This window comes from Campylobacter gastrosuis (genome assembly GCF_030249845.1).
In the GTDB taxonomy this organism is placed as follows: Bacteria; Campylobacterota; Campylobacteria; order Campylobacterales; family Campylobacteraceae; genus Campylobacter_A; species Campylobacter_A gastrosuis.
The window spans coordinates 138,491-147,353 of sequence record NZ_JANURM010000001.1 but is presented as its reverse complement, the minus strand read 5'-3'; the positions used below and the strand labels follow the sequence as shown (position 1 = coordinate 147,353).

11 protein-coding genes are annotated in these 8,863 nt (G+C 38.7%); 6 read left to right on the top strand and 5 right to left on the bottom strand.

What is annotated here, in order from left to right; all coding sequences use genetic code 11:
* The first annotated feature begins 1,123 nt into the window (after positions 1 to 1,123).
* Complete coding sequence (locus tag NYG85_RS00740) at positions 1,124 to 1,351, top strand: hypothetical protein (protein ID WP_284936656.1); 228 nt, start codon at positions 1,124 to 1,126, stop codon at positions 1,349 to 1,351.
* Between the two features lie 45 nt (positions 1,352 to 1,396).
* On the opposite strand, the gene NYG85_RS00735 is transcribed toward NYG85_RS00740, so the two are convergent.
* From NYG85_RS00735 to NYG85_RS00720, 4 genes are read right to left on the bottom strand one after another with little or no spacing between them, the layout of a single operon-like run.
* Positions 1,397 to 2,269: a carbon-nitrogen hydrolase gene (locus NYG85_RS00735; RefSeq protein WP_284936655.1), complete on the bottom strand. Its 873-nt coding sequence runs from the start codon at positions 2,267 to 2,269 to the stop codon at positions 1,397 to 1,399.
* Positions 2,266 to 3,213: a cation diffusion facilitator family transporter gene (locus NYG85_RS00730; RefSeq protein WP_284936654.1), complete on the bottom strand. Its 948-nt coding sequence runs from the start codon at positions 3,211 to 3,213 to the stop codon at positions 2,266 to 2,268. The genes NYG85_RS00735 and NYG85_RS00730 overlap by 4 nt, the downstream gene beginning before the upstream one ends.
* 9 nt (positions 3,214 to 3,222) lie before the next feature.
* A complete protein-coding gene (locus NYG85_RS00725; protein WP_284936775.1) occupies positions 3,223 to 4,269 on the bottom strand; it encodes an agmatine deiminase family protein in 1,047 nt (348 codons plus the stop codon).
* Complete coding sequence (locus NYG85_RS00720) at positions 4,269 to 4,517, bottom strand: CBU_0592 family membrane protein (protein WP_284936652.1); 249 nt, start codon at positions 4,515 to 4,517, stop codon at positions 4,269 to 4,271. Before NYG85_RS00720 ends, NYG85_RS00725 begins: the two co-directional genes overlap by 1 nt.
* A gap of 92 nt (positions 4,518 to 4,609) precedes the next feature.
* On the opposite strand from NYG85_RS00720, the gene NYG85_RS00715 reads away from it, so the two are divergent.
* Genes NYG85_RS00715 through NYG85_RS00705 form a run of 3 tightly spaced genes read left to right on the top strand, consistent with a single transcriptional unit; the run spans position 4,610 to position 6,646 of the window.
* Positions 4,610 to 5,257, top strand: a complete 648-nt coding sequence (locus NYG85_RS00715; protein ID WP_284936651.1) for an amino acid ABC transporter permease — start codon at positions 4,610 to 4,612, stop codon at positions 5,255 to 5,257.
* Positions 5,247 to 5,912, top strand: coding sequence for an amino acid ABC transporter permease (locus tag NYG85_RS00710; RefSeq protein WP_284936650.1), 666 nt, complete (start codon positions 5,247 to 5,249; stop codon positions 5,910 to 5,912). The genes NYG85_RS00715 and NYG85_RS00710 overlap by 11 nt, the downstream gene beginning before the upstream one ends.
* Positions 5,913 to 5,914: 2 nt before the next feature.
* Entirely contained in the window at positions 5,915 to 6,646 is a 732-nt protein-coding gene (locus NYG85_RS00705; protein WP_284936649.1) for an amino acid ABC transporter ATP-binding protein, read from the top strand.
* A gap of 28 nt (positions 6,647 to 6,674) precedes the next feature.
* Here the strand turns inward: NYG85_RS00705 and NYG85_RS00700 are convergent, their stop codons facing one another.
* The gene (locus NYG85_RS00700) at positions 6,675 to 7,481 is read right to left on the bottom strand and encodes a CsgG/HfaB family protein (protein WP_284936647.1); all 807 of its coding nucleotides are present in this window, start codon (positions 7,479 to 7,481) and stop codon (positions 6,675 to 6,677) included.
* Between the two features lie 127 nt (positions 7,482 to 7,608).
* On the opposite strand from NYG85_RS00700, the gene NYG85_RS00695 reads away from it, so the two are divergent.
* Together NYG85_RS00695 and NYG85_RS00690 are read left to right on the top strand one after the other, a co-directional pair.
* Positions 7,609 to 7,932 (top strand): hypothetical protein, encoded by a 324-nt coding sequence (locus NYG85_RS00695; RefSeq protein ID WP_284936646.1) that lies wholly within the window; start codon positions 7,609 to 7,611, stop codon positions 7,930 to 7,932.
* Positions 7,933 to 8,012: 80 nt separating this feature from the next.
* The gene (locus tag NYG85_RS00690) at positions 8,013 to 8,855 is read left to right on the top strand and encodes a cysteine ABC transporter substrate-binding protein (RefSeq protein ID WP_284936645.1); all 843 of its coding nucleotides are present in this window, start codon (positions 8,013 to 8,015) and stop codon (positions 8,853 to 8,855) included.
* Positions 8,856 to 8,863: the final 8 nt, after the last annotated feature.

Here is an 8,863-nt window from a genome sequence, read left to right as displayed (position 1 = left end):
CTACGGCAAATCAAGCAACTGGGGCGGCAGAAGCTACGATAAAAATGGTAATAAAACCGATGTCGGACAATTTGTCATTGACACCGATAATGTCTCAAACCGCACAAACCGCCGAATTGATTGGTAAGCAGATGATAACCAAAACAATGTTACGACATTGTTTTGGTGGTCTGTGAAAGTGTAAAAAATTTGTGGTTTGTGAGTTATAGCGGAGAGAAAGGAGTGACCCTATTCGCTTTGCTCGTGATAAAAGCAAAATACAAAAGAAGCACTCAAAATAAAATGCAAAATTCTACTTCAAGCCACAGAATTTCTCAAAAAACAGCATATTTTTTAGACTAAAATTTCAAAAACACTAGAACGTAAGAAGACTAAACTAGCGAACGCCGACTTTTAATCGGCAGGTGTTCGCACGATAGAGCGTTGTCGTGGGGGAAGCAAACGAAAATCAAAACAATGTTACGACATTGTTTTGATTTTTTGCGAGTTATAGTTAAGGGAGAAGGGGTACGACCCTACTTCGCTTCGCTCGTAGCTGCAAGCAGAACACAATTCAAGCCCCCTTCTCCCTTAAAATAGAGTGAGCGACACTCAAAATAGAATGCAACGTTCCACTTCAAACCACAAAAATTTTTATCAAAAACAGCATAATTTTTTAGTTTAAAATTTTAAAAACGCTAGAATGTAAAAAAATAAAACTAGCGAACGCCGACTTTTAATCGGCAGATGTTCACCACCTTAGAAGCGTTATCGGGGATAAGGGTTGTTAAGGGAGAAGGGGGTGACTTCGCAATTCAAGCCCCCTTCTCCCTTAAAGAAAAACAAATGGCACTTTTTAAATTTCAAGCAACGTTCTATTGCAAAATAAACAAAATTCTGTTTGTAAGTTATGGCAGGGGCGACCCTACTTCGCTTTGCTCGTTCTAAAAGCAAAACGCAAAAGAAGCCCCCCCCTTTTTTTTAACAAAATACGAAGTTCTACTTCAAATCAAACAAATTTTTATCAAAAAACTGCATAATTTTTTTGGTTTGTAAGCTTGTTTTTTGAGATAAAATACTTTTTAAACGTTAAAGTCAAACAATTATAATTTTGTTATAATATCCAAAATTAACAAGGACAAAAATGCAAACATTAAATGAAGCAAAAAGAAAACTAACTATGCTTAAAGTGTGGCTTGTTGTAATTATTGATGCTTTTATTGGGGTTATTATTTGGGCAGTGGATAAATTTGAGATTAGCGAAAATATCTTAATAAGCCTTGTTTTTTGTCTGCTTATAATTTTATTATTGATTTTTATTTTTCTCGTAAAAAAAGCCAACAATATAATAAAAGAAATCGGCAAAATATAAATCATTTATCGGCTTTATGATTAGCAAAATCATAAAGCCAAATATTTAATCAATAAATCTTTTAGTTAAACCAGCGTAGTTTTCAATCCGCCTGTCGCGTAAAAATGGCCAAATTCTACGCACATTTTCGCTTCGTTTCATATCAATATCCACCAAAAAACACGCCTCATCTTGCTCGTTTGCCCTAAAAATTTGCTCCCCTTGTGCCCCAAAAACAAAGCTATTACCCCAAAATCTAATGCCTTTGCTAACCCCAGAGCTATCAGCTTCAAAGCCAGTGCGATTTACTGCCACGACAGGCACGCCATTTGCCACGCTATGACCGCGCTGCACAGCGACCCACGCTTCTAGCTGACGCGATTTTTCAGCATCTGTATCTTCATCAAACCAACCTATCGCCGTTGGGTAGATTAAAATTTCAGCCCCTTTTAACGCCATTAAACGAGCCGCTTCTGGATACCACTGATCCCAGCACACCAAGACGCCAAGTTTGCCAACGCTCGTTTGTATCGGCTCAAAGCCTAGATCGCCCGGTGTAAAGTAAAATTTCTCATAAAACTGCGGGTCATCAGGTATGTGCATTTTGCGGTATTTACCAGCCAAAGTCCCGTCACGCTCAAAGATAAAAGCGGTGTTGTGATAAAGTCCGGCGGTGCGTTTTTCAAACAGCGAAGTGACCAAAACTACGCCATTTTGCCTTGCCACATTTGCCCAAAATTTCACATCACTCTCCCAGTCATTTGCCAAATCAAAAAAGCCCACGTCCTCGCTTTGACAAAAATACTGCGTTTGATGAAGCTCTTGTAAAATCACAAGCTCTGCCCCGCCCTGCTTTGCCTGTGCGATTAGCTCGCAAGTTTTAGCTATCGTGGCTTCTTTTGTGCCGTGAAATTTCTGCTGAATTAGTGCTGTTTTCATTTTTCTCCTTTATTTGATATTACGCAACGCTCGTCGTTGCCGTGATTTTCGCCACCGCTATCATCAACTGGGTCAAGCTCTGGCGTGATTATCCAAATTTTATCATTAAACCTAGCTTTTATCTCTTTTGTGATCTCATCTGAAATTTCGTGCGCCTTTAAAAGCGAAAAGTTGCCGTTAAAAACTAGGTGGTAGCTTAGATATGTGTAAGCTCCGCTTTGGCGACTTTTTAGGTAGTGAAAGCTTGAAATTTCAGGCTTTGAAAGGATAATTTGCACCACTTCGTTTATGATCTGGCTAGGCAGGGCAGCATCAAGCAAAATTAGCACCCCTTCGCGTATGAGCGAGATTGCCGAGTAGATGATATAAATGCTAATTACTATGCCTAAAATCGCGTCAATTAATACAAAGCCAGTAAATTTTATCACGATTAGAGCGATGATGATGGCTAGGTTTGAATAAAAGTCGCTTTTGTAGTGAAGTGCGTCTGCTTTGATAATTAGGTTGTTTGTTAGGGTTGCGATTTTGTTTAAAAATAGTATCAAAGCACCAGTTAGTATGAGCGAAACTAGCATAACATAAAGTCCGATACTAACATCAAAATTTTGCTCTGGTATAAAAATTTTCTTAACGCTTTGATAAAGGATAAAAAGTCCGATACCAACGATAAAAACGCCCTCAAAGAGCGATGAGAGTGCTTCAAGTTTGCCGTATCCGTAGTTAAATTTCGCATTTGGCGCATCGCTTGATTTTTTAAGTGCTAAGAAATTTAAAAACGAAACCAAGCAATCAAGCATAGAGTCAATGGCTGAGCTCATCACCGAAACCGAACCGCTTAAAAATCCGGCTATAAATTTAAAAATCGCCAAAATTACAGCGGTAAGTCCGGCCGTAATCACGGCTATTTTTTTAAGCAAAAATGGATTTGTTTTGGCTAATTTCATCTTGCAAATCTATTCTCCCGCTTCGCTAAAAACCTGCCTGTCGGCACCGCTTCGCTTGTTTTTCGCTTCGCTAGAAACATTTTGCTTCGCAAAAGCGTGATACTTGTTTTGTGACGAGCAGTGAAGTGAGCCGTTTTGGCGGACAAAAACGAGCGAATTTACGCCAATTACCTTGTGATTTGGCAGGGCATTTTGCAGTATTTCAAGCACGATTTTATCGTTTTTATCATCGTAAGTTGGCACGATTAGAGCGTTGTTTATAAATATAAAATTTGTATAGGTGCAGCCAAGCCTTTTATCATCATAAAATTTCGGGCTAGGCAGCGGCAGAGCAAGTAGCTTAAAGCCGGTATTTTCAAGCTCGGCTCTCATCGCATTTAGCTCGTTAAAATGCTCATCAGCACGATCATCGCAACTTGCGTAAGCTATCGTATCAGGCGTGATAAAACGAGCCAGTGTATCAATGTGATGATCGGTATCATCACCCTTTATGAAGCCATTTTTTAGCCAAATCGTGCGTTTTAAGCCAAAAAGCTCACTTAATTTTGCTTCAATTTGGCTCTTATTTAGGCTTGGATTGCGATTTTCATTTAGCAAACAATGCTCAGTCGTAAGCAAAACGCCCTCACCGTTAAAATCCACGCTACCGCCTTCAAGCACCATATCAACGCTTTCTAGCTCGCCCTTAAAATGCGCGTTTAATGCAGTATTTACGGCATTATCGTTGCTACTTTTAAATTTATTACCCCAAGCGTTAAAGCTAAAATCGTAGCTTTTTATAGCGCCACTACACAAAACATCAATCATACCATAGTCCCTAATCCACGTATCATCGGTGGCAATCTTTAAAAATTCGCAGTTAGAAAATTTCTTAAAACGCTCTAAAATTTGCGTATCCGGACAGATTAAAACGCACTTTTGATATGGCGTAATAGCCCCTACAAGCTCTTCGTAGCTAGCTAAAATTTCATCTAAATATGGCTGCCAATCGGTGTTTTTATGCGGTAAAGATAAGAGTAAGCACTCTTGCTTCTCCCACTCGCCAAATGCTCTAATCATCGCTTTATCCTTTGTTTGTAAATTTTAAAAATCCCAAAAATTGTTATAAAAATCCAAAAAACTTCAATCAAAAATGACCCAAGATTAAAATGCACTAAAAGCGAGATGATGAGTAAAATCGCACCAGCCAAATTTATGTATTGATAGGCTAAATTTTCTGCATTAATCTTGCCAAGTTGAAGCAAAAAATACGCCCCAACAATACAAAGCATACCCAAAAATCCGATAATCTGAAAAATATCCATAAAAACTCCAAATTTTAAAAACGCTCATTTTAGCATAAATTAGCATTTTTTAGCTACAATCACACTTTTAGAAAATTTAGAAGTGGAATTTTATGGATTTTGAGTTTATTAGCGAGTTTTATCCTATGTATGTTAAGGCTGGGATTTTAACGCTCAAACTTGCATTTTTAGGGATTTTCTTTTCAATCGTAATAGGCATTTTTTGTATGTCGGTGCGGTATTATAAGGTAAAATTTCTAATCCCGCTCGTAAATGGCTACGTTGAGCTAAGCCGCAACACACCGCTTTTAATCCAGCTTTTCTTTTTATACTACGGACTGCCAAAGCTTGGCGTTAGCATTAGCTCGTTTAGCTGTGCTGTCATCGGTTTAGCGTTTTTAGGCGGTAGTTATATGGCTGAGAGTTTTAGGCTTGGGTATGAGGCGGTTAGAAAGAGTCAGATTGAAGCTGGGCTTAGTCTTGGGCTAAATCAGGTGCAAATTTTATACCACATAATCACGCCACAAGCGTTTAGCGTTTCGCTACCTAGCATCGCTGCAAACGTGATTTTCTTGCTTAAAGAAACCTCAATCGTTAGCATTGTCGCCCTTGCTGATTTGGTCTATGTTGCAAAGGATTTAATCGGGCTTTATTACAAAACGGACGAGGCGTTGTTTATGCTTGTTATTAGCTATCTAGTCATCATTTTGCCAATTTCGCTGGTGCTTTCGCTACTTGAAAGGAGAGTTCGTGCAAGATAGTGTGCTTTTTAACGCCCAAAATTTGCTTAGACTTGGCGAAGGACTTCTCATAAGCCTTGAAATTTCAATCCTTTCAATCATCATCTCAGTTTTTGGCGGACTGATTTTAGGCGTTTTAATGAGCCTAAAAAACCGATTTTTATACGCCACTCTTAAAATTTGCCTTGAAATCGTGCGGATAATGCCAACAATCGTCTGGCTTTTTATATTTTATTTTGGTTTAGCACGTGCGTTAAATTTGCATTTAAGTGCATTTGGTGCCTCGCTTGTCGTGTTTAGCATTTGGGGAATTTTTGAGATGATGGATATCGTTAGAGGTGCCGTCGTTTCTATACCAAAGCACCAGTTTGAGAGCGCGACTTCGCTTGGGCTAAACAGGCTTCAAATTTACATTTATATCATCATACCACTTGCTACAAGGCGCTTGGTGCCGGGTGCTGTAAATTTGCTTAGCAGAATGATAAAAACAACCTCAATCGTGGTATTAATCGGCGTAATTGAAGTCGTAAAAGTCGGTCAGCAAATCATAGAAAGGCACGTTTTTAGCGATAATCTAGCACCTTTTTGGATTTATGGCTTTATATTCTTTTTATATTTTATAATTTGCTATCCGATATCAAAATTATCGCAAAAGTTAGAGCGCCGTTGGGAGTAGAGATGAAAATTTTAGAGTTAAAAAATGTAAATAAATTTTATGAGCAAACACAAGCCTTAAAGGATATAAATTTAAGCGTAAATCGTGGCGAAGTCATCGTCTTGCTTGGACCCTCAGGCTGTGGTAAATCAACGACTTTACGCACTATAAACGGACTTGAAAATATCCAAAGTGGCGAGATTGTAATTGACGGCGAAGTGGTTACAAAGGACTATAAAAACTGGACAAAAATGCGTCAAAAAGTCGGTATGGTCTTTCAGCATTACGAGCTTTTTGAGCATTTAAATGTGATAGAAAATATCATTTTAGCACCACTAAAAGCACAAAAACGAAACCGTGATGAAGTGGAGCGTGAGGCTGATATGTGGCTTGAAAAGGTCGGCTTAAAGGATAAGAAATTTGCACGTCCTCGTGAGCTTTCAGGCGGTCAAAAGCAACGAATAGCCATTGTTAGAAGCCTTTGTATGAAGCCAGAACTTATGCTATTTGACGAGGTCACAGCAGCACTTGATCCAGAGATCGTGCGTGAAGTTTTAGATGTGATTATAAATTTAGCAAAGGACGGGATGACTATGCTAATTGTCACTCACGAGATGGGCTTTGCACGTGCGGTTGCCGATAAAATCGTATTTATGGACGCTGGACAGATTGTAGAAATTAGCACACCAGATGAGTTTTTTACCAGCCCCAAAAGCGAAAGAGCAAAGAAATTTTTAAATCTATTTAGTTTTTAAAAGTCCGAATAAATCGGACTTTTAATGATTAATCAGAGACTTTCAGCGTCCCACCAGCACCAAGACCGCCTTTTACGCTTTGTGCTTTGTAGTTTTTGACAGCCTTAATTAGGTTATTCATAGAATCTGTAAATGCAGCGACTATGACCTTACCTTGTGGAGTTTTTGAGTAAGCACCAAGTGCACCACCTGCACTGCTACCAAACAGTCCACCAAGACCTGCAAAGTCCATATTGCTTGCACTACCCTCAGCTGCTGCTAATTGAACACCTGATCTGTTTTCTATAAGTGTTAAAACAGTGCCAGCCTCAGCAGTTTGAACGCCACCAGCGACGGCACCAGCAATACCGCCAAATAAAGCACCAACAACACCGCCTATACCGCCTGTGTTGCCTGAACTAAATGTTATGCTTGGAGTAACCGTGTAATCAGCCGCTACCATTTGTCCTTTTTTAAAATTTGAGTTCTTTCTAAGTTCGCCAGATTTCATCAAAGCACGCTCCTCCATCATTTGGTTCATAGCCTTGCCACGCTCAACTATAACAAAACAATTTGACTGCTGTGCTAAAAGCCTAATAACTGGCACGGTTGAAGTTAAGCGATAATCTCTTGTTAATACGCTATACCAGTCAGAATCCCTATCTTCGTATATTGTTAATGTCCCCAATGATTGAGAGCATCTTTCAAGTTGAGAATTTGCATTTTGTGCATTCTCGCCACCAGCTGAGCCAGTAGCGACAGTTTTACCGCCACCCATATTCATTGAAGACATACAGCCACTTAACATAGCCATTAAAGATAGACCAGCAACGGTTGCTTTTACAGATAAAGACATTTTTACCCCTCGTTTAAAATAAATTTTGACAATTTTAACTAAAAAAACTAAAATTTTGCTTTTGTTTAAATGATATTTTATTTACATAGCAATAATATTTAAAAATTTTCTTTACAAGGAGCAAAAAATGAAAATTTTCTTAGTCGCAATAATGCTTTTTACATTTGGAGTGGCATATGATGATTACCGAAACGATGACACGATTATTCTCGTGCCAAAAAAGAAACATTATAAAAAAGATAGATATAGCTATTACAACGATGATAGGCGTCAAAGTTTTTACGATGATGAGTATAATGGCGATATAAATTCAAGATTTGATACATATATCGTAATCAAAGAGCCGTTTAGAGATAGTGGTTACAAGCGTAGGGATTATTTAAGAGATTTTAGAGATAGTGGCGATTATGAGCTAAGAGATGAGCCTGAAATGGTTATTAAAATAAGATAATTTAAAAAAGGCTCATTTTATCTTATTTTTATAAAATTTAAAGTATAAATCAAATCCCATTTTATTTTAAAAGAGAAAGAGTGAAAAAGTTTTTTTCATTTTTGGCAATCATCGCTGCCGTCTTTCTAACGGGTTGCGGTGAGGATAAGGTCGCTGACGCTAAACAGCTTGATAGCGTGGCTAAAATCAAAGAGCAAGGCTTTGTTCGTATCGGCGTTTTTAGCGATAAGCCACCATTTGGCTTTGTGGATAAAGATGGCAAAAATCAAGGCTATGATGTCTATTTTGCAAAGCGTATCACAAAGGATTTGCTTGGCGATGAGAGCAAGGTAAAATTTGAGCTTGTTGAGGCTGCTAGCAGGGCTGAATTTTTAGTCGCAAATAAGGTTGATATAATCTTAGCAAACTTCACGCAAACCCCTGAGCGTTCAAAAATCGTTGATTTTGCGCTGCCTTATATGAAGGTTTCGCTTGGCGTGGTAAGCCCACAAAATGGCGTAATCACCGACATTTCACAGCTTAAAGGCAAAAAGCTAATCGTAAATAAAGGCACGACAGCAGATGCGTATTTTACGAAAAATCACCCAGAGATTGAGCTTGTGAAATTTGATCAAAACACTGAAACCTTTGCTGCCTTACTTGATGGCAGAGGCGACGCTTTATCGCACGATAACACCCTGCTTTTTGCGTGGGTTAAAGAAAATCCGGGCTTTAAAGTCGGCATTGACAGCTTTGGCGATAAGGACGTCATCGCACCAGCCGTGCAAAAGGGCAACAAAGCACTGCTTGACTGGCTAAATAACGAAATTATTGAGCTTGGCAAAGAAAATTTCTTTCACAAAGATTACGATGCTACGCTAAAAAGCGTCTATGGCGATGATATTGACCCTGAGTCAGTTGTCGTTGAAGGCGGTAAAATTTAGTGAAATTT

Bases quoted from the DNA above. Each gene is read 5' to 3' on its own strand.
- NYG85_RS00740 (WP_284936656.1), top strand. From the start codon at position 1,124: ATGCAAACATTAAATGAAGCAAAAAGAAAACTAACTATGCTTAAAGTG.
- NYG85_RS00735 (WP_284936655.1), bottom strand. From the start codon at position 2,269: ATGAAAACAGCACTAATTCAGCAGAAATTTCACGGCACAAAAGAAGCC.
- NYG85_RS00730 (WP_284936654.1), bottom strand. From the start codon at position 3,213: ATGAAATTAGCCAAAACAAATCCATTTTTGCTTAAAAAAATAGCCGTG.
- NYG85_RS00720 (WP_284936652.1), bottom strand. From the start codon at position 4,517: ATGGATATTTTTCAGATTATCGGATTTTTGGGTATGCTTTGTATTGTT.
- NYG85_RS00715 (WP_284936651.1), top strand. From the start codon at position 4,610: ATGGATTTTGAGTTTATTAGCGAGTTTTATCCTATGTATGTTAAGGCT.
- NYG85_RS00705 (WP_284936649.1), top strand. From the start codon at position 5,915: ATGAAAATTTTAGAGTTAAAAAATGTAAATAAATTTTATGAGCAAACA.
- NYG85_RS00700 (WP_284936647.1), bottom strand. From the start codon at position 7,481: ATGTCTTTATCTGTAAAAGCAACCGTTGCTGGTCTATCTTTAATGGCT.
- NYG85_RS00695 (WP_284936646.1), top strand. From the start codon at position 7,609: ATGAAAATTTTCTTAGTCGCAATAATGCTTTTTACATTTGGAGTGGCA.